Origin of the sequence: Rhodoferax sp. AJA081-3 (genome assembly GCF_017798165.1) — a bacterium.
Taxonomy (GTDB): Bacteria; Pseudomonadota; Gammaproteobacteria; order Burkholderiales; family Burkholderiaceae_C; genus Allorhodoferax.
Window position 1 is genome coordinate 3,139,416 of sequence record NZ_CP059068.1, and the last position, 17,783, is coordinate 3,157,198.

Below are 17,783 nucleotides of genomic sequence, written 5' to 3' on the forward strand. Positions count from 1 at the left end.
GTTGACGGTTAGTCTGGTGCAGGCGTCCATTCTTACAGGCTTGAGGAAAAAAATCACCCCATGAACAGCTTCGAAGACCAGATCGTGGGCCTGCGGGACTACCTGCTCAAGTTCGCACGCCTGCAGCTGCGCAACGACGCATGGGCGGAGGACGCCGTGTCAGACACGGTGCTGGCGGCGCTGGCCAAACCGCAGGCGTTTGGCAACCGTTCACAGCTCAAGACCTGGCTGGTGGGCATTCTGAAACACAAGGTGGTCGACGCGCTGCGCCACCATCACCGCGAAGTCAGCGGCCTGGACAACACCGACGATGACAACAACGCCGACCCGCTGGAGGCCATGGCCTTCAAGGCCGATGGCCATTTCACCGAGCAGCCCGCCGAATGGGGCAACCCGGAGCAGCAGGCCAGCAGCCAGCAGTTCTTCGCCATCCTGGAAGCCTGTGCCAGCAAATTACCCGCCACCCAGGGGCGCCTGTTCCTGATGCGTGAATGGCTGGAGCTTTCCAGCGAAGAGATTTGTAAGGAACTGCAGCTGACGCCGACCAACCTGTATGTGCAATTGCACCGGGCCCGCCTGCGTTTGCGGGAATGCCTGGAACTCCATTGGTTCAACCCAGCCAGCGCGTGAACATGACCTATCCATTCCAAAGAACCTGCAAGGAAGTTACCGCCCTGGTCGTGGCGCGGGAAGACCGCGAACTCAGCCTGGCCGACCGCCTGGCCCTGCGCATGCACATGGCGATTTGTGACGCCTGCCCCCGGTTTGAGCGCCAAATGTTGACCATGCGCAACGGCTTGCGCGCCTGGCGCAACGACAGCGGGCCCGACGATTCGGCCCAGCCCTGAATTTCAGCAGCCCAACAACGGCTGGACAACATTCCAAATAAAAATTAGGTAAGTTCCAGAATTACCCGCATAATGGTGCGGTATTGCCGAAAAACGGTATACGGGTTTGCGGTGATTTACCAGTTTCGCGTCTGCTTTAAGTCTTCATTGGTTTGTTGATTGCGGGTTTGGACACCATCGCGTTTTGAGAGTTAGTTTTTGAGGAGTCCTTACATGGGCAACAAACTTTACGTGGGCAACCTGCCCTATTCCTTCCGTGATGAAGACTTGCAACAAGCGTTTGCAGCTTACGGTTCCGTTTCCAGCGCCAAAGTCATGATGGAACGTGACACTGGCCGTTCCAAAGGCTTCGGCTTTGTGGAAATGGGCAGCGATGCTGAAGCGCAAGCTGCTATCGGCGGCATGAACGGTCAACAATTTGGTGGCCGCGGTTTGGTCGTCAACGAAGCACGTCCTATGGAAGCACGTCCTCCCCGCACTGGCGGCGGTGGCTTCGGTGGTGGTGCTGGCGGCGGCCGTAGCGGCGGCGGCGGCTACGGTGGTGGCGGCGGCGGTGGTGGTTACGGCGGTGGCGCTGGCGGCGGCCGTAGCGGCGGCGGCGGCGGCGGTGGTGGTTACGGCGGTGGCCGTAGCAGCTACTAAGCAGCTACCCGGAGAATCTCTCCAATCAAAAAAGGGCCTTCGGGCCCTTTTTTGTTGCCTGCGCCACGTCGGATCAGGCTTCGGTGATGCGTTTTTTGCGCGGCCGGCCCGACAAGACCTTGTCATACAACCAGTTGGGCAACAGGCGCAGGGCCTTGGCCACCACCCCCATTTGCCAGGGAATCACGCGGTAGCTGTCACCCGCGGTGATGGTGGCAAAGGCCTTGTCGGCAAACACATCGGCCTGCATCAGGAAGGGCATGGAGTACCGGTTGTGCCGCGTCAACGGTGTGTCGATGTAACCGGGGCAAATCGTTACCACCTGGACCCCGCTGTCGCGTAACTCTCCACGCAGACTTTCACAGTAGGCAACAACCGCTGCCTTGCTGGCGCAGTAGGCGCCATGGCCCGGCAGACCTCGGATGGCCGCCACACTGCCAATGCCTACCAGGGCTCCCGAGCCCCGGCGCACCATGGGATCGATAAAAGCATGGAAGGTGGCAGCCAGGCCCACGTTGTTGATGGCAAAGGTGCGCGACATCACGTCCAGGTCGCCCCGCACCGCGCTGTCCATGCCGATGCTGACCCCGGCGTTGGCGATCACCACATCGGGTACACCCTGCGTCTGCACACACTGCTCAGTCGCCGCCACAATGCTTTCGACCACGGCCACATCGGCACTGTAAATCTGGTAGCGCAGTGGATCCAGTCCTTGTTTGTGGGCCCAGGCCTGCATCTCTTCGGTGCGCCGGGCGACCAATGCCAGCGAGTAGCCCGCCTGGTAATAGCGCCAAGCAAGTGCCTGGCCAATACCGCTGGATGCACCGGTGACAAATAGCAGTGGCGCCATGTCGATCTCCTCTGAATACTATTTGGACGCCGGCAGCAAAGTAGCCCTGACCCGACCACTCAACTGCAAAACCTGCTCCACATTGTCAAAGTCCAGCCGGTCGGCCGAAAACCGATCGCCTCCCCGCAAAAACTCCACCGGCAAATGGGACTGCACACGCTCGGTGTGCATGAAAGCATGCAAAAACTCGCTGCGGAACTCCATGCGCGGCGCAGGGTTTGTTGCCTCGGCCGCGTCCGCCTCCCGCACGACCCTGGCCTCACCCATCAACTGGACCTCAGACGAGTCTTCATTGGTCAGGCCCCGTTTCGCAGTGGCCGTTGTCACCCGCCCCTGTTCATCAAAGGACCGCACGCGGATGTTGTCAATCTCCAGCCACTGGGTGTCCGGGTAATGGCGGGCCTTGGCACCCACCACCTCAGTACGCACACGCCCGGTTGCGTCAAAGGTGCGCACCGAAAAATTTTCCATGAAGTAGTCGGGCTCGTGCCGCACCACGCGCTCCACCGCGGGGCCACCGCTGGGCGGCGTGCTGCGCACCAGCCAATAGGTGCCCAGCGCCAATATGCCCATGGACACCAGTGGAAAGTAGAGCAGGGACCGATCCCAGGCATCACGCAACAACTGCATCATCGGGTGTAGTGCTCCAGTAGGTCTACATACCGGCCACTGGCCACCAGCAGAACGTCGCAAAACTCGCGCGCCGCGCCCTCACCGCCCCTTGCCGTCGTCACGTGGTGCGCAACTGCCAACACCTCGGTATGGGCATTCACAGGGGCGCATGCAAACGCACAGCGACGCATCACCGGCAGATCGGGCCAGTCGTCCCCCATGGCAGCGGCCTGGCTCCAGTCCAAGCCCAGTGCGGCCAGCGTTTGTTCGGCAGCCGGTTGTTTGTCTTCGGTGCCAAAGTAGGCATGCTGCACACCCAGAGCCTGCAGTCGCACACGCAGGGGTTTGGAGTCGCGCCCGGTAATGACCACCGGCGTGATGCCGCCCTGTTGCAGCAGTTTGATGCCATGGCCATCCAGTGTGTTGAAGCGCTTGAGCGTTTCGCCCGTCTCGGAAAACAGCAACCCGCCATCGGTCAGTACACCGTCGACATCAAAAAATGCCACCCGAATGCCTTGCGCCTTGAGCAGCAGGGCCGGGTCGAAATTCAGCGCGGGCGCGTGACGCGGCAGTGCATTGGGGCCCGTCATATAACTTTCGCGCGCATCAGGTCATTGCTGTTGAGCGCGCCACACAAGCGGCCATCGGCGTCTACGACCAGCACGCTGGTAATGCGGTTGCGCTCCATCAGTTCGGCGGCATCCACAGCCAGGGCCAGATGGTCTATGGTGCTGGGTGCGTGGTGCATCACGTCCTGGGCGGTGGTGCCGCGCAAATCGGCACCCTGCTCGACCAGGCGGCGCAAATCACCATCGGTAAAGATGCCCAGAACGTGGTTGTCCGCGTCCACCACAGCCGTTGCGCCCAGGCCTTTGGCACTCATCTCACGCATCAAGGCGCTGAAATTGGCGTCGGGTGGCACACGTGGCACTGCGTCGCCGGAACGCATCACATCGCTGACATGGGTCAGCAGTTTGCGCCCCAGTGCACCACCCGGGTGGGAGCGCGCAAAGTCTTCCGCCCGGAAACCGCGCGCATCGAGCAGGGCCACGGCCAGCGCATCGCCCAGAGCTAACTGGGCCGTCGTGCTGGCAGTAGGCGCCAGATTCAGCGGGCAGGCCTCTTTGTCGACAGCACTATCCAGCCAGAGATCGGCGTGTTGGGCCATCGTGGACGTGCCGTTCGCTGTCATGGCCACCATGGGTGCGCCCAGGCGCTTCAGAACGGGCAGGATGGTCGACATTTCCTGGGACTCGCCACTGTTGGAAATGGCCAGCACCAGGTCGGCGGCGGTGATCATGCCCAGATCCCCGTGGCTGGCCTCGGCCGGGTGCACAAACATCGCGGGTGTTCCGGTAGACGCCAGCGTGGCGGCAATCTTGCGGCCGATATGGCCACTTTTGCCCATACCCATCACCACCACCCGGCCCTGCAAGCCCAGGATCAGATCCACAGCCCGGGCAAATGAGGGCCCTACCCGGCTTTTGAGACCCAACACTGCCGCGGCTTCGATATCAAAGGTCTCCTGTGCGAGCGCAATGGCGCGATCGGCGGAGGCGGCGGCGTGGCGCTTGGCGGGATCTGTCATGCAGGCATTTTATAGACGCGCACGGCTCTTGCTAGTATCTGGACATGACTGGACTGGAAATCACGCTTCTCTATCTGCTGGCCGCCGTGTTGGGGGTGGTCACCTGCCGTTATTTTCAGCTCCCACCCATGCTGGGTTACCTGGCCGTCGGTGTGGCCATTGGCCCCAATGCGCTGGGCCTTTCACAAAACTCGGACGGCGTGCGCCACGTGGGCGAATTCGGTGTGGTGTTCCTGATGTTTGTCATCGGGCTGGAGTTCAATCTGCCCAAGCTGCGTGCCATGCGCCAGCATGTATTTGGTCTGGGTCTGCTACAGGTGGCTGTCACCATCCTGGTGGCCACGCTGGCGACCATAGGGCTGTCCGCTGCGCTGCCTGAAATGCTGGGCATGTCCTGGCAGGCTGCATTGGCCCTGTCCTGTGCCCTGGCCATGAGCAGCACGGCGATTCTGGTCAAGCTGATGGTGGAGAGGCTGGAGCGGGAATCCGAACACGGCAAACGCGTCATGGGGGTCTTGTTGTTCCAGGATCTGGCCGTTGTGCCCTTGCTGGTTTTGATCCCCGCGCTGGGCGCCTCGGGTGAAGAATTGGCGGGCGCCCTGGTGATCGCTGCGATCAAGGCCACGCTGCTCATCACCGTTTTGCTGGTGGGCGGGCAACACGTGATGCGCCGCTGGCTGACCCTGGTGGCGCGCCGCAAGAGCGAAGAACTGTTCGTACTAAACCTGCTGCTCATCACACTGGGCCTGGCCTGGCTGACGGAGCTTGCTGGCCTCAGCCTTGCGTTGGGCGCATTTATCGCCGGCATGCTGATATCCGAAACCGAGTTCAAGCACCAGGTGGAGACCGACATACGCCCCTTCCACGATGTTTTGCTGGGATTGTTTTTCATCAGTATCGGCATGTTGCTGGACTGGCGGTTGGTGCTGGAGCGCTGGCCCCTGGTGCTGGTTTTGCTGGTCGTCCCCACCCTGTTCAAGGCGGCGCTGGTAACGGGTCTGTCCAAGTTTTTGGGCGCAAGCTCGGGTGTTTCCCTCCGAACGGGCCTGTACCTCGCGCAGGCTGGTGAGTTCGGATTTGTGCTGCTGACCCTGGCACAGGCCAATGCACTGGTGCCACCGGCATTGTTGAACCCCATTCTGGCCAGCATGGTGCTGTCGATGTTGGCCACACCATTCATCGTCATGTACAGCAACCGCATTGTGATGAAGCTGGTGTCCAGCGAGTGGTTGCTCCAGTCGCTGCAGATGACCACCATCGCCCGTAAGTCCATCAACGCCAAACGGCACGTCATTATTTGTGGATATGGGCGCTGCGGCCAAAACTTGGCCAAGATGCTGGAGGGCGAAGGCATTCCCTATATCGCGCTGGACCTGGACCCCGACCGGGTGCGCCAGGCCGCTGCCGCGGGGGATTCGGTGGTGTTCGGCGACGCCGTTCGTCTGCAGGCCCTGATCGCTTCCGGTCTGGCCCGCGCCAGCGCGGTGGTCATCACCTACCTGGACGTAGCCAGTGCGCTCAAAGTGCTGAGCCACACCCGCGCCCATGCCCCGCAGGTGCCTGTGATCGTACGCACCCAGGATGATCTGAACCTCGAAGTACTGCAGACCGCCGGTGCCACCGAAGTGGTGCCCGAGACCATAGAAGGCTCATTGATGCTGGCCAGCCATGCGCTGGCCCTGGTCGGTGTGCCCATGCGGCGGGTGATACGCATCGTGCAAGACCAGCGTGACGCACGTTACAACCTGCTGCGCGGGTTCTTCCGGGGTGCCGACGACGACTCGGTGGACGAGCTCCAGTATGAACGCCTGGCCACGCTCAGCATCGCTGCGGACGCCAAGGCCGTCGGACGCACGCTGGAATCACTTGGGCTGCAGTCCCTGGACGTGCGTGTGGTGAGTCTGCGCCACCACGACGGAAAAAGCGGGGCCATCGACGCAAGCGCAGTGCTGCTGGCGGGCGACACCCTGGTGTTGTCGGGCAAGGCCGAGGCCCTGGCTGTCGCCGAGCAACAAATCCTCAAGTCCTAGACGCCCCACAGGGCCGCACCAAGGGCACAATGCAGGCTGCTGCCGCATTGGGCGGCCCTACCGCTTACGACCATGCAAAACATCAGCATCAACCAGTACCTGAGAAACCACATCCGCACCGTGCCGGACTGGCCCGCACCGGGTGTGCAGTTCCGCGACATCACACCCCTGCTGCAGGATGCAAAAGTCTTCCGGGTGTTGATTGACGCCTTTGTCCACCGCTACATGGACCCCGGCATGCGGCCCGACGTGGTGGCCGGGTTGGACGCCCGGGGGTTCATTCTGGGCGCGGTCGTGGCCTATGAGCTGAATGTGGGTTTTGTGCCCATTCGCAAGAAAGGCAAACTGCCGTTTACCACCGTAGAAGAAACCTATGAGCTGGAGTACGGCAGTGCCACCGTAGAGCTGCACACCGATGCCGTCAAACCCGGCGACCGCGTCCTGTTGATTGACGACCTGATTGCCACGGGCGGCACCATGATGGCCGGCAAGAAGCTGCTGGAGAAGCTGGGCGCCACCGTTACCGAAGGTGCGGCGATTGTCGACCTGCCCGAACTGGGCGGGTCACAGAAACTGCGTGAGTCCGGCCTGCCGCTGTTTACGCTGATCGATTTCAGCGGGCACTAGCGGACACTAAACCACGCGGGCTACAGATCGCCGTATTGGGTTCCGCTCAGTGGCGAGGGGCGGTCGTCAAACTCGGTATCGTCAAAGGTCGGTGGCGGAGCCGGATTGCGCCGCCCTGACTTGACAATTTCTCCCGGTGCAGACAACGGGCCAGGCGCCGCAACCGACGCCAGCGCCTGTTTAAAAGCCGCAACCTCTTCAGGATGCAGGGGCTCGTAAGGTGGCTTGGCCGGCGCAGCGGGCGGACTGGCATCTGCAGGCTTCTGGGCAACCGGGGGCCGTATCGGTACCACCGTCGCGGGTGTACTGACCCGCGACAAACCCGCGGTCACATGTTCATTGATACGCCAGTACACCGCCGTCACCAAAATATCGTGGCGGGCTTTGGCATGCTGGGCAATGAGGCCTTCTATCTCCGCCAGCCGAGACGTCTCGCCGGCGTACTGGCGGGCCATGTCCATCATGATCAGGTACTGGCGACCGCGAGAATCCAGTGACAACACCTTGAACTTGTAGGTTGACGACAACACGCCCGCCCGGATCATGGCCTCGCGCACCACGGCGTACAGCATTTCCCGGCGCTCCAGACGCTCACCCTTGCGGTTGGCCGCACTGCCAGGTGGTGTGCTTGGCACACGGCCCCGCAGCTTGCCCGAAGCACTGAAGGGCACGGTGGCGTCGACATGGCCCAACCCAGAACTCTCCATGGGCAACGACGAACCGGAGGACGGCTTTTTGGTAAACCAATTGAGTAGCGACATTCGTTTTGCTTTCGTCTACCAGGACCATCCAAGTGTATGCCAGCTACTTGCCAATGCAAAATTTGGAAAAGATCACACCCAACAGGTCGTCCGAGCTGAATGCACCGGTAATTTCGCTCAGGGCGTTTTGCCCCAAGCGCAATTCTTCGGCCATCAGATCCAGTGACTGGTCCTGTGCGGCCAGGTGCTCGGCCGCCAACGCCAGGTGCTCGTCCACCCGGCGCAGTGCGTGGATATGCCGTTCCCGTGCAATAAAGACCCCGCCGCTGGACGCCTGCCAGCCAGCAGCAGCCAACAGAGCGCGGCGCAAACTGTCCAGGCCCAGGCCGGTCTTGGCCGACAACACAATACCGGTTGGGGGGTCGGCCAACGGCGCCGCATCGGCCTTGTTCCAGACATCGATCACTGGCACTTTGTTTGAGAGTTTTTGGCCTATAGCCCCCGTGATTGCTGCATCTTCCGCTATGTAATCAATAGCATTCTTGCGGGTCAAATCGTGCAGAAACAATACCGCATCCGCTCCGGCAATGGCCTCCCAGGCGCGGGCGATGCCAATCTTTTCCACATCGTCATCACTGTGGCGAAGGCCAGCGGTATCCACCACGTGGATGGGCACACCCTCTATCTGTATGGTCTGCTGGACCTTGTCCCGTGTGGTGCCAGCTATGGGTGTGACGATGGCCAGTTCGGCACCCGCCAGTGCGTTGAGCAACGACGACTTGCCTGCGTTGGGCTGGCCGGCAATGACCACGGTAATGCCTTCACGCAGCAGCGCACCCTGCGAGGCTTTTTGTAACACGGTGTTCAGACCCTGTTGTAAACGCAGCAACTGCCCTTTGGCATCGGACTTTTCCAGGAAATCAATTTCTTCCTCGGGAAAGTCCAGCGTGGCCTCCACCAGCATGCGCAGGTGGATCAACGCATCACGCAGCCCGTGGATCTCGCGGGAAAAAGCTCCGGACAGGGACTGCGTGGCGCTGCGCGCAGCCGCCTCGGTGCTGGCATCGATCAGGTCGGCAATGGCCTCGGCCTGCGCCAGGTCTATCTTGTCGTTGAGAAACGCGCGTTCGGAGAATTCACCGGGCTGTGCAATCCGCATGCCGCTCAGGTAGGGACGGCCGGTTGCCACATCGGTGTCCAACGCCGACTCCAGGCAGCGTGCCAGCAACAACTGCAGGACCACCGGCCCGCCATGGGCCTGCAGCTCCAGCACGTCCTCGCCGGTGAAGGAGTTGGGGCCGGGGAAAAACAACGCCAGCCCCTGGTCCAGCGGCACGCCGTGGCGGTCATTGAACGGTAGATACGTCGCCTCGCGCGGCCGCAGCGTGCGCCCCAACAGATGCGCCACCCAAGGCCCCAGGTTTTTGCCACTGACCCGCACAATGCCCACTGCGCCGCGTCCTGCTGCGGTGGCAATGGCGACAATGGGTTCCTGGTGGCGTGCAAGCATAGTAGACGGCGGAGTGGGAGTCCTACCAGGGATACCGTGGAACCGGCTTTGCCGGGCCACTGGTATCGCCCCCTTTCAAAGGGGGAGGCGCGCAGCGCCTCGGGGGTTAGCTAAATTTCGGCAAGTTGAACTGCGGCGGCACACCCATGCGGGTGTTGATGATCCACTGCTGGGCGATAGACAAGATGTTGTTGGTGATCCAGTACAACACCAGGCCTGCCGGGAAGAAGAAGAACATCACACTGAAAATCAGCGGCATGAACCACATCATCTTGGCCTGCATGGGGTCTGTCGGCGTCGGGTTCAGCGCTGTTTGCAGCACGGTTGTCAGGGTCATCACCAGCGGCAGAATGAAGTAGGGATCGGGAGAAGAAAGGTCCTTGATCCACAGAATCCACGGCACGTTGCGCATCTCGACGCTGGACAACAAGACCCAGTACAGGGCAATAAACACCGGAATCTGGATCATGATGGGGAAGCAGCCCCCCATGGGGTTGACCTTTTCCTCGCGGTAGATGCGCATCATCTCCTGCTGCATCTGCTGCGGGTTGTCTTTCAGGCGCTCACGCATCTCCATGATCTTGGGGTTGACAGCCTTCATCTTGGCCATGCTGGCGTAGGCCTTGGCATTGAGCCAGTAGAACGCAATCTTCAACAGCACCACCAGGGCGACGATGGACCAACCCCAGTTCTGGATGAAGCCATGCAATTTGTCGAGCAACCAGTACAGGGGCCTGGCCAGAATGGTCAGCACGCCATAGTCTTTGACGAGGTCCAATCCTGGGGTCAGGGTGGTCAGCATGGTTTCCTGTTGGGGACCAGCGAAGAACTTGGCATCAATCACCTTGGTGGTGTCCGGGGCAATCGCCTCGGGGACGGTAATCACCGTGGCGCGGTAGCAGCAATCGGCAACCGACGAACCAATGTCCACGCCATCCAACGAAATCGTGCGCTGCACACCTTCGGGCAATATCCAGGCGCTGGCAAAGTAATGCTGCACCATGGCCACATAACCGTCGGCAGACTGCTTCTCGTATTCGGCCTTTTTCTTCTTGACGTCCGAGAACTCGACCTTCTGGTACTTCTTGGCCTCGGTGTACACCGCAGGACCGGTGAAGGTGGAATAGAACGACGACTCGCCCGGCGGCTTGTTGCCATCACGCACCAACTGCAGGTAGAGCTGGGGCGACAGTGGCGCGCTGGATACGTTGGTCAACTCGTGTTTGACCGCCATGTCATAGGCACCACGGCGCAGCGTATAGGTCTTGACCAGTTTGATGCCACCCACATCGGCCGAGGTGAACTTCACCACCAACTCGTTGTCACCGTCCTTGAGCGCGCGTGCGCCACTCACGGTCATGGGGGTTTTGTGTGTCGGGAAGGCGCCGACGCCACCAATCACGCCGGTCTGCGCCATATAAACGCGGTCCTTGCTGTCATCGAGCAGCACAAAGTTCTTGCGCTTGTCGTCCATGTCAGCGTGTTGGAGAAACTCGGTGCGCACCAGAGAGCCGCCCTCGGTCTCAAAGGTCAGCTTCAAAACATCGGTGGTGACCTCAATGCGCTCTTTGGGCACGGCTGCTGCCACCGGGCTGGCCGCGCCAGGAACCGCCGCAACGTTGGCAGCGGCACCCGCTGCGACCACTGCTGTGGGCACACCCGCCGTGTTGTTGGCACCGGGCACGGATGCGGGCTGGGCAGCCGATGGCGCCGTCTGCTGGGCAGGGCTAGGGAAAAACGTGGCCTTCTTGCCGTTGTACACCTGCCACTGGTCCCATAACATGACCATGGAAAAGCCAAAGATCACCCACAAAATGGTGCGGCGAATATCGTTCATGAAGGTTTCTTTTCGGAAGGAGAAGAGATCAGCCGGGTAAACAGCCGGGGGGGTTCAACAGGCACGGGGTCCGCGCCACCTGCACACCAGGGATGGCAGCGCCCAATGCGCGCTACGGTGAGATAACTGCCGGCTGCCGCACCATGGGCTTCCAGTGCCTGCAGGGCATAGACGGAGCAGGTGGGTTCAAACCGGCAGGCAGAGCCCAGCCAGGGGCTCAGAAAAATCCGATACGCCTTCACCACGCCCATCAGCAGCGATTGCATCATGGCGTGACCGTGCCAGCCGGCACGGGAAGGCGGGAAAAAAGTTGCTGCAACTCGGCCCGAACGGCTGCTTTGAGCACGTCGGAGCTGGCGCTGACAAATTGGCTGCGGTCAAACGCAGCGCGCAACCGAACCAGGTGGGCACGTTCGTTCAACAGCGGCTCGAAATCAGCACTCACGTTGTAGATCTGGCGTTTGATGGCATTGCGCGTGACTGCACGCTTGGCCCACCGTTTGGGGACCATGGCACCCAACCACACTGCGGATTTCGGAAACAAGACAGGCGTTGCAACGCCCTGCACCACTGCCACAGGCGACTCCAGCGCACAACAATGCAAAGCAAAATGTGCTGTCCTGGCAAGTGTTTGACCTGCCAGAACCGCCTGGAACTGGGGCCGAGTCTTCAATCGTTGCACGGTGGTATCACACCCAACCCGCACACCAGCAATGCCTGTAAATGCATGCGCTGGATCGAAGTGGCCCGCTTCAGGTTTCTTAGACGGCCAGGCGCTTGCGGCCCTTGGCGCGGCGTGCATTGATCACGGCGCGGCCACCGCGGGTCTTCATGCGAACCAGGAAACCGTGGGTACGGGCGCGGCGGATTTTGGAAGGTTGGTAAGTGCGTTTCATTTGGAATTCCTAACAGGCTCAGTTCTGATCCTGCCCCTTTTCACGGAGCAGATCTCGGTCAAATCGCCCCGAACACAATCAGGGGAACCGCCGATTATCGCAAATTTTCTGAACCGCGGCAACACCTTACATCCGACACAGGGCGTAATGCTGTAAGTTCGGGGTAGCCGCAAAAATTGTGGATAAGGTTTTGATAATTTACAATCCGCGGCGCAGCAATTAATAACTATCCACAGAAGCTGAAAAGAATAATGTCTGAGGGACCCCCCACCAACCATGCCCTTTCTCAGGGCCTGGACATAGGCCAAAGCCTTTGGCAAAGTTGTGTCGACCAACTGGCCCAGGAGCTACCTGAGCAGCAATTCAACACCTGGATCAAACCCCTGAGCGCCCAGGTGCAGGAAGACTTTTCCAAAGTCACCATCTTTGTTGCCAACCGGTTCAAACTGGACTGGGTGCGTGCCCAATACAGCACCCGCATTGCAGCACTGCTGGAAAAGATGTATGGCCAGCCGGTACTGGTTGAGTTAGCGATCACTCCACGGGAAACCATTACCAGATCAGCATTTGTTCCGCAAGCTACAGAAATGATCGCGGCGGAAGAAAGTGTGCAAACCGGCGAACCCACACCGTCCGGGCTACCCAAGAACCGTCTCAACGGATCACTGACCTTCGAGAACCTGGTCGAGGGTACCGCCAACCGCATGGCCCGTGCCGCCGCCATGCACGTGGCCACCATTCCCGGCCACCTGTACAACCCCTTGTTCATCTACGGCGGCGTGGGTTTGGGCAAGACCCACCTGATGCACGCGGTGGGCAACCGGTTGCTGGCCGACAAGCCGGGCAGCAAAGTTCTCTACATCCATGCCGAACAGTTTGTCTCGGATGTGGTTAAAGCCTACCAGCGCAAGACTTTTGACGAATTCAAGGAGCGTTACCACTCCCTGGATTTGCTGCTGATCGACGATGTGCAGTTTTTTGCCAACAAGGACCGCACACAAGAGGAGTTTTTCAACGCCTTTGAGGCTCTGCTGGCCAAAAAATCACACATTGTGATGACCAGCGACACCTATCCCAAGGGGCTGACTGATATCCACGAACGCCTGGTGTCCCGTTTTGACTCCGGTCTGACCGTTGCGATTGAACCACCCGAACTCGAAATGCGGGTGGCGATTCTAATCAACAAGGCCCGCGTCGAGGGTTCGGAAATGCCCGAAGAGGTGGCTTTTTTCGTCGCCAAAAACGTGCGCTCCAACGTGCGCGAGCTGGAAGGCGCGTTGCGCAAGATCCTGGCCTATTCCCGCTTCAACCAGAAGGAAATCTCCATCCAGTTGGCCCGGGAAGCCCTGCGCGACCTGTTGTCCATCCAGAACCGGCAGATTTCTGTGGAAAACATTCAGAAAACGGTGGCTGATTACTACAAGATCAAGGTCGCCGACATGTACTCCAAAAAGCGTCCGGCCAGCATTGCCCGCCCGCGCCAGATTGCGATGTACCTGGCCAAGGAATTGACACAAAAAAGCCTTCCGGAAATCGGAGAATTGTTTGGTGGCCGCGACCACACGACGGTTCTGCACGCCGTGCGCAAAATCGGCGGTGAACGCCAGCAGATGACCGAACTCAACCAGCAGTTGCACGTGCTGGAACAGACGCTCAAAGGCTGATCAGGAATAAAACGCCAAAGCGCCGAAAGTAGGGCTTAAAACTGGGAAAATGGCGGGATTTCAGAAAAATTGGGCACGGGGGCAAAAGGTGCCACAGCAGACATTAAAGAAGAGGTAGACATGATCGTATTGAAGGCAACGCAGGACAAGGTCCTATCGGTACTGCAGTCCGTGGCAGGTATTGTGGAGCGTCGCCACACTCTGCCTATTCTTGCCAACGTGCTGGTCCGTAAAACCGGTACCTCTCTCCAGGTCACCACCAGCGATCTGGAAATCCAGATTCGCACCACGGCCGAACTGGGTGGCGACACCGGCAACTTCACGACCACCATCGGTGCCCGCAAACTGATCGACATCCTGCGCACCATGCCATCGGACCAGACCGTATCGCTGGAGTCCAGCCAGAGCAAGATCATCCTCAAAGGTGGCAAGAGCAAGTTCACACTGCAAACCATGGCGGCAGAAGACTTTCCACTGGTGCAAGAATCCGCCAGTTTTGGCCCCATCTTCAGCGTGCCCCAAAAAACGCTCAAGAGCCTGCTGAGCCAAGTCTCCTTTGCCATGGCTGTGCATGACATCCGTTACTACCTCAACGGCATTCTGTTTGTGGCCGAAGGCAAGCAGCTGAGCCTGGTCGCGACCGACGGCCACCGCCTGGCCTTTGCCTCCGCTACGCTGGATGTGGAAGTGCCCAAGCAGGAAGTGATTCTGCCGCGCAAGACTGTGGTCGAACTGCAGCGCCTGCTGTCGGATGCCGAAGGCGCCATCGAGATGCAATTCGCCAACAACCAGGCCAAGTTTGTATTCGACGGCATGGAGTTCGTTACCAAACTGGTCGAGGGCAAATTCCCTGACTACAACCGCGTCATCCCCAAGAACCACAAGAACAGCATCACGCTGGGTCGCGATGCGCTGTTGAAGACTCTGCAACGCACCGCCATCCTGACCAGCGACAAGTTCAAGGGTGTGCGCCTGAACATCGACCCCGGCAGCCTGCGTGTAGCCTCCAACAATGCCGAGCAAGAAGAAGCCGTGGACGAACTCGACATCGACTACGGCGGTGACAGCATAGAGATCGGTTTCAACGTGACCTACCTGATCGACGCGCTGGCCAATATGAGCCAGGACATGGTGAAACTGGAACTGTCGGACGGCAACAGCTCGGCACTGTTCACGATTCCGGAGAACGCCACCTTCAAATACGTCGTGATGCCGATGAGAATTTGATGCTACAAAAATAGTAGCTGGATGACTAGCAAACCCCCGGGCTCCGGGGGTTTATGCATTCAAGAATGCTGAGATTTGCAGGCCAGACCGTCAGTTCTGTCCCCAACTGATTGAAATTTGTGAGAGAGAAGCAAGCCATGACCGAAGAAAACAAAGCCCCAGTCCCCGCTGAAAACGCAGGCGATTCAGTGAACACTGGCGAAAGTGGCGCGGACAGCTCCAACTTCCAACCGACCATCGACACCAACCAGGCGGGCGCAACCGAAGCCTATGGCGAAGGCTCGATCCAGATCCTGGAAGGCCTGGAGGCGGTACGTAAACGCCCCGGCATGTACATCGGCGATACGTCTGACGGCACCGGCTTGCACCACCTGGTGTTTGAGGTCGTGGACAACTCCATCGACGAATCCCTGGCCGGCCACTGTGACGACATCCTGGTCACCATTCACTCCGACAACTCCATCAGCGTCGTCGACAACGGCCGTGGCATCCCCACCGGCGTGAAGATGGATGACAAACACGAGCCCAAACGCTCGGCGGCCGAAATCGCATTGACCGAGTTACATGCCGGCGGCAAGTTCAACCAGAACAGCCTAAGGTTTCGGGCGGTCTGCACGGCGTGGGTGTCTCCTGCGTGAACGCGCTGTCCAAGATGCTGCGCCTCACCATCCGCCGTGACGGCAAGGTCCATGTAATGGAGTTCAGCAAGGGCTTTGTGCAGAACCGCATCGTCGAGACGCAAAACGGTGTTGAAGTGTCCCCCATGAAGGTGATCGGCGAGACCGAAAAACGCGGCACCGAGGTGCACTTTTTGCCCGACACCGAAATCTTCAAAGAGAACAACGACTTCCACTATGAAATTCTGAGCAAGCGTCTGCGCGAACTCTCGTTCCTGAACAACGGTGTGCGCATCCGTCTGAAGGATGAACGCACTGGCAAGGAAGACGACTTTGCTGGCGCCGGTGGTGTGCAGGGCTTTGTGAACTACGTCAACAAGGGCAAGACCGTTCTGCACCCCAATGTCTTCCATGCCATGGGTGACCGCCAGAGTGACCAGGGCACCAACATCGGTGTCGAAGTGGCGATGCAATGGAACAGCGGCTACAACGAGCAGGTACTGTGTTTCACCAACAATATCCCCCAGCGTGACGGTGGCACCCACCTGACCGGCCTGCGCGCCGCGATGACACGTGTCATCAACAAATACATCGACGAATCCGAACTGGCAAAAAAAGCCAAGGTCGAAGTCAGCGGTGACGACATGCGCGAAGGCCTGTGCTGCGTATTGTCGGTGAAGGTGCCTGAGCCCAAATTCAGCAGCCAGACCAAGGACAAGCTGGTCTCTAGCGAAGTGCGCGGCCCAGTGGAAGACATCGTGTCCAAACTGCTGGCCGACTACCTGCAGGAACGCCCCAACGACGCCAAGATCATCGTCGGCAAAATCATCGAAGCGGCACGCGCCCGAGAAGCCGCCCGCAAGGCCCGCGACATGACACGCCGCAAAGGGGTGCTAGATGGCATGGGCCTGCCCGGCAAATTGGCCGACTGCCAGGAAAAAGACCCGGCGATGTGTGAAATCTACATCGTCGAGGGTGACTCTGCCGGCGGCTCTGCCAAGCAAGGCCGTGACCGTAAATTCCAGGCCATCCTGCCCTTGCGCGGCAAGATCTTGAATGTGGAAAAGGCGCGTTACGAGAAGTTGCTGACCAGCAATGAAATCTTGACGCTGATCACAGCACTGGGCACCGGTATCGGCAAGGCAGGTGGCACAACCGGCAACGACGACTTCAATGTCGCCAAGCTGCGTTACCACCGCATCATCATCATGACCGATGCCGACGTGGACGGCGCCCACATCCGCACATTGCTGCTGACCTTCTTCTACCGCCAGATGCCCGAGTTGGTCGAACGCGGCCATATCTACATCGCGCAGCCGCCGCTCTACAAGGTGAAAGCCGGCAAGGAAGAGCTGTACCTGCAAGGCGCGAGTGATCTGGACAACTTCTTGTTGCGCATTGCGCTGGTCAATGCTTCGGTATTCACTGGCGGACCCAATGGCACCACCATCAGCGGCGACACACTGACGGAACTGGCGCGCAAGCACCAGGTGGCCCAGGCCGTGATTGCCCGCCTGAAGAACTTCATGGACGCCGAGGCACTGCGGAGCGTGGCCGATGGTGTGGCGCTGAACCTGGATACGGTAGCCGATGCCGAAGTCTCTGCCGCCGCGCTGCAAGCCCGTCTACCAGACGCTGAAGTGGCCGGTGAGTTTGATGAGCGCAACGACAAACCGATTCTGCGCATCAGCCGTCGCCACCACGGCAACGTCAAGAGCAGTGTGCTGACGCAAGACTTTGTACATGGTGCGGACTACGCCGCCCTGGCCGAAGCCGCCAACACCTTCAAGGGATTGTTATCCGAAGGTGCCCGCGTGATGCGCGGTGAAGGTGAACGCCAGAAGGAAGAAAAAGTTTCCGACTTCCGCGAAGCCATGGCCTGGCTGATAAGCCAAGCCGAAAATGCCACCAGCCGCCAGCGCTACAAGGGACTGGGTGAAATGAACCCCGCCCAGCTGTGGGAAACCACGATGGACCCCACCGTGCGCCGCCTGCTGCGCGTGCAAATCGACGACGCCATCGAAGCAGACCGCGTGTTCACCATGCTGATGGGCGACGAAGTTGAACCCCGCCGCGATTTCATCGAAACCAACGCACTGCGCGCTGGCAATATCGATATCTGATAAACCAACAC

General features: G+C 59.7%; 17 protein-coding genes and 1 pseudogene. 8 read left to right on the forward strand and 10 right to left on the reverse strand.

Going from position 1 to position 17,783, the window contains the following annotated elements; translation table 11 throughout:
* The first annotated feature begins 60 nt into the window (after window positions 1-60).
* From HZ993_RS14765 to HZ993_RS24885, 3 genes are all read left to right on the forward strand, one after another.
* Window positions 61-630 (forward strand): sigma-70 family RNA polymerase sigma factor, encoded by a 570-nt coding sequence (locus tag HZ993_RS14765; RefSeq protein WP_209393490.1) that lies wholly within the window; start codon window positions 61-63, stop codon window positions 628-630.
* Window positions 631-632: 2 nt separating this feature from the next.
* Entirely contained in the window at window positions 633-848 is a 216-nt protein-coding gene (locus tag HZ993_RS14770) for a zf-HC2 domain-containing protein (protein ID WP_209393491.1), read from the forward strand.
* A 213-nt stretch (window positions 849-1,061) separates the two neighbouring features.
* Entirely contained in the window at window positions 1,062-1,490 is a 429-nt protein-coding gene (locus HZ993_RS24885; protein ID WP_209393492.1) for an RNA-binding protein, read from the forward strand.
* Window positions 1,491-1,563: 73 nt separating this feature from the next.
* Here the strand turns inward: HZ993_RS24885 and HZ993_RS14780 are convergent, their stop codons facing one another.
* The 4 genes from HZ993_RS14780 to HZ993_RS14795 are packed head-to-tail and all read right to left on the reverse strand — an operon-like array spanning window position 1,564 to window position 4,540.
* Window positions 1,564-2,340, reverse strand: a complete 777-nt coding sequence (locus HZ993_RS14780) for an SDR family oxidoreductase (RefSeq protein WP_209393493.1) — start codon at window positions 2,338-2,340, stop codon at window positions 1,564-1,566.
* 18 nt (window positions 2,341-2,358) lie between these two features.
* Complete coding sequence (gene lptC, locus HZ993_RS14785; protein WP_209393494.1) at window positions 2,359-2,973, reverse strand: LPS export ABC transporter periplasmic protein LptC; 615 nt, start codon at window positions 2,971-2,973, stop codon at window positions 2,359-2,361.
* Complete coding sequence (locus tag HZ993_RS14790) at window positions 2,970-3,542, reverse strand: HAD family hydrolase (protein WP_209393495.1); 573 nt, start codon at window positions 3,540-3,542, stop codon at window positions 2,970-2,972. Before HZ993_RS14790 ends, lptC begins: the two co-directional genes overlap by 4 nt.
* The gene (locus tag HZ993_RS14795; RefSeq protein ID WP_209393496.1) at window positions 3,539-4,540 is read right to left on the reverse strand and encodes an SIS domain-containing protein; all 1,002 of its coding nucleotides are present in this window, start codon (window positions 4,538-4,540) and stop codon (window positions 3,539-3,541) included. The genes HZ993_RS14790 and HZ993_RS14795 overlap by 4 nt, the downstream gene beginning before the upstream one ends.
* Before the next feature lie 44 nt (window positions 4,541-4,584).
* Between HZ993_RS14795 and HZ993_RS14800 the strand changes: the two genes are divergently transcribed.
* Window positions 4,585-6,570: a monovalent cation:proton antiporter-2 (CPA2) family protein gene (locus tag HZ993_RS14800; protein ID WP_209393497.1), complete on the forward strand. Its 1,986-nt coding sequence runs from the start codon at window positions 4,585-4,587 to the stop codon at window positions 6,568-6,570.
* A 72-nt stretch (window positions 6,571-6,642) separates the two neighbouring features.
* Window positions 6,643-7,197: an adenine phosphoribosyltransferase gene (locus tag HZ993_RS14805; protein ID WP_209393498.1), complete on the forward strand. Its 555-nt coding sequence runs from the start codon at window positions 6,643-6,645 to the stop codon at window positions 7,195-7,197.
* 20 nt (window positions 7,198-7,217) lie between these two features.
* Here the strand turns inward: HZ993_RS14805 and HZ993_RS14810 are convergent, their stop codons facing one another.
* From HZ993_RS14810 to rpmH, 6 genes are all read right to left on the reverse strand, one after another.
* Window positions 7,218-7,958 carry a hypothetical protein gene (locus HZ993_RS14810; RefSeq protein WP_209393499.1) on the reverse strand — a complete coding sequence of 247 codons (741 nt, stop codon included), beginning with the start codon at window positions 7,956-7,958 and terminating at the stop codon, window positions 7,218-7,220.
* A 43-nt stretch (window positions 7,959-8,001) separates the two neighbouring features.
* Window positions 8,002-9,408, reverse strand: a complete 1,407-nt coding sequence (mnmE, locus tag HZ993_RS14815; RefSeq protein WP_209393500.1) for a tRNA uridine-5-carboxymethylaminomethyl(34) synthesis GTPase MnmE — start codon at window positions 9,406-9,408, stop codon at window positions 8,002-8,004.
* Between the two features lie 106 nt (window positions 9,409-9,514).
* Window positions 9,515-11,245 (reverse strand): membrane protein insertase YidC, encoded by a 1,731-nt coding sequence (yidC, locus tag HZ993_RS14820; protein WP_209393501.1) that lies wholly within the window; start codon window positions 11,243-11,245, stop codon window positions 9,515-9,517.
* Window positions 11,242-11,514, reverse strand: coding sequence for a membrane protein insertion efficiency factor YidD (yidD, locus tag HZ993_RS14825; RefSeq protein ID WP_209393502.1), 273 nt, complete (start codon window positions 11,512-11,514; stop codon window positions 11,242-11,244). Before yidD ends, yidC begins: the two co-directional genes overlap by 4 nt.
* Window positions 11,511-11,927: a ribonuclease P protein component gene (locus HZ993_RS14830; RefSeq protein WP_209393503.1), complete on the reverse strand. Its 417-nt coding sequence runs from the start codon at window positions 11,925-11,927 to the stop codon at window positions 11,511-11,513. Before HZ993_RS14830 ends, yidD begins: the two co-directional genes overlap by 4 nt.
* A gap of 79 nt (window positions 11,928-12,006) precedes the next feature.
* The gene (gene rpmH / locus HZ993_RS14835; RefSeq protein ID WP_006299042.1) at window positions 12,007-12,141 is read right to left on the reverse strand and encodes a 50S ribosomal protein L34; all 135 of its coding nucleotides are present in this window, start codon (window positions 12,139-12,141) and stop codon (window positions 12,007-12,009) included.
* A gap of 251 nt (window positions 12,142-12,392) precedes the next feature.
* Between rpmH and dnaA the strand changes: the two genes are divergently transcribed.
* From dnaA to gyrB, 3 genes and pseudogenes are all read left to right on the forward strand, one after another.
* Window positions 12,393-13,805 (forward strand): chromosomal replication initiator protein DnaA, encoded by a 1,413-nt coding sequence (gene dnaA / locus HZ993_RS14840; RefSeq protein ID WP_209393504.1) that lies wholly within the window; start codon window positions 12,393-12,395, stop codon window positions 13,803-13,805.
* Between the two features lie 120 nt (window positions 13,806-13,925).
* Window positions 13,926-15,032, forward strand: coding sequence for a DNA polymerase III subunit beta (gene dnaN / locus HZ993_RS14845; RefSeq protein WP_209393505.1), 1,107 nt, complete (start codon window positions 13,926-13,928; stop codon window positions 15,030-15,032).
* A gap of 137 nt (window positions 15,033-15,169) precedes the next feature.
* A pseudogene (gyrB, locus tag HZ993_RS14850) lies at window positions 15,170-17,772 on the forward strand (DNA topoisomerase (ATP-hydrolyzing) subunit B).
* The last annotated feature ends 11 nt before the right edge of the window (window positions 17,773-17,783 follow it).

Excerpts from the sequence above, each read along its gene's own strand:
- HZ993_RS14765 (WP_209393490.1), top strand. The coding sequence starts at position 61 with ATGAACAGCTTCGAAGACCAGATCGTGGGCCTGCGGGACTACCTGCTC.
- HZ993_RS14770 (WP_209393491.1), top strand. The coding sequence starts at position 633 with ATGACCTATCCATTCCAAAGAACCTGCAAGGAAGTTACCGCCCTGGTC.
- HZ993_RS24885 (WP_209393492.1), top strand. The coding sequence starts at position 1,062 with ATGGGCAACAAACTTTACGTGGGCAACCTGCCCTATTCCTTCCGTGAT.
- HZ993_RS14780 (WP_209393493.1), bottom strand. The coding sequence starts at position 2,340 with ATGGCGCCACTGCTATTTGTCACCGGTGCATCCAGCGGTATTGGCCAG.
- lptC (WP_209393494.1), bottom strand. The coding sequence starts at position 2,973 with ATGATGCAGTTGTTGCGTGATGCCTGGGATCGGTCCCTGCTCTACTTT.
- HZ993_RS14790 (WP_209393495.1), bottom strand. The coding sequence starts at position 3,542 with ATGACGGGCCCCAATGCACTGCCGCGTCACGCGCCCGCGCTGAATTTC.
- HZ993_RS14795 (WP_209393496.1), bottom strand. The coding sequence starts at position 4,540 with ATGACAGATCCCGCCAAGCGCCACGCCGCCGCCTCCGCCGATCGCGCC.
- HZ993_RS14800 (WP_209393497.1), top strand. The coding sequence starts at position 4,585 with ATGACTGGACTGGAAATCACGCTTCTCTATCTGCTGGCCGCCGTGTTG.
- HZ993_RS14805 (WP_209393498.1), top strand. The coding sequence starts at position 6,643 with ATGCAAAACATCAGCATCAACCAGTACCTGAGAAACCACATCCGCACC.
- HZ993_RS14810 (WP_209393499.1), bottom strand. The coding sequence starts at position 7,958 with ATGTCGCTACTCAATTGGTTTACCAAAAAGCCGTCCTCCGGTTCGTCG.
- mnmE (WP_209393500.1), bottom strand. The coding sequence starts at position 9,408 with ATGCTTGCACGCCACCAGGAACCCATTGTCGCCATTGCCACCGCAGCA.
- yidC (WP_209393501.1), bottom strand. The coding sequence starts at position 11,245 with ATGAACGATATTCGCCGCACCATTTTGTGGGTGATCTTTGGCTTTTCC.
- yidD (WP_209393502.1), bottom strand. The coding sequence starts at position 11,514 with ATGATGCAATCGCTGCTGATGGGCGTGGTGAAGGCGTATCGGATTTTT.
- rpmH (WP_006299042.1), bottom strand. The coding sequence starts at position 12,141 with ATGAAACGCACTTACCAACCTTCCAAAATCCGCCGCGCCCGTACCCAC.
- dnaA (WP_209393504.1), top strand. The coding sequence starts at position 12,393 with ATGTCTGAGGGACCCCCCACCAACCATGCCCTTTCTCAGGGCCTGGAC.
- dnaN (WP_209393505.1), top strand. The coding sequence starts at position 13,926 with ATGATCGTATTGAAGGCAACGCAGGACAAGGTCCTATCGGTACTGCAG.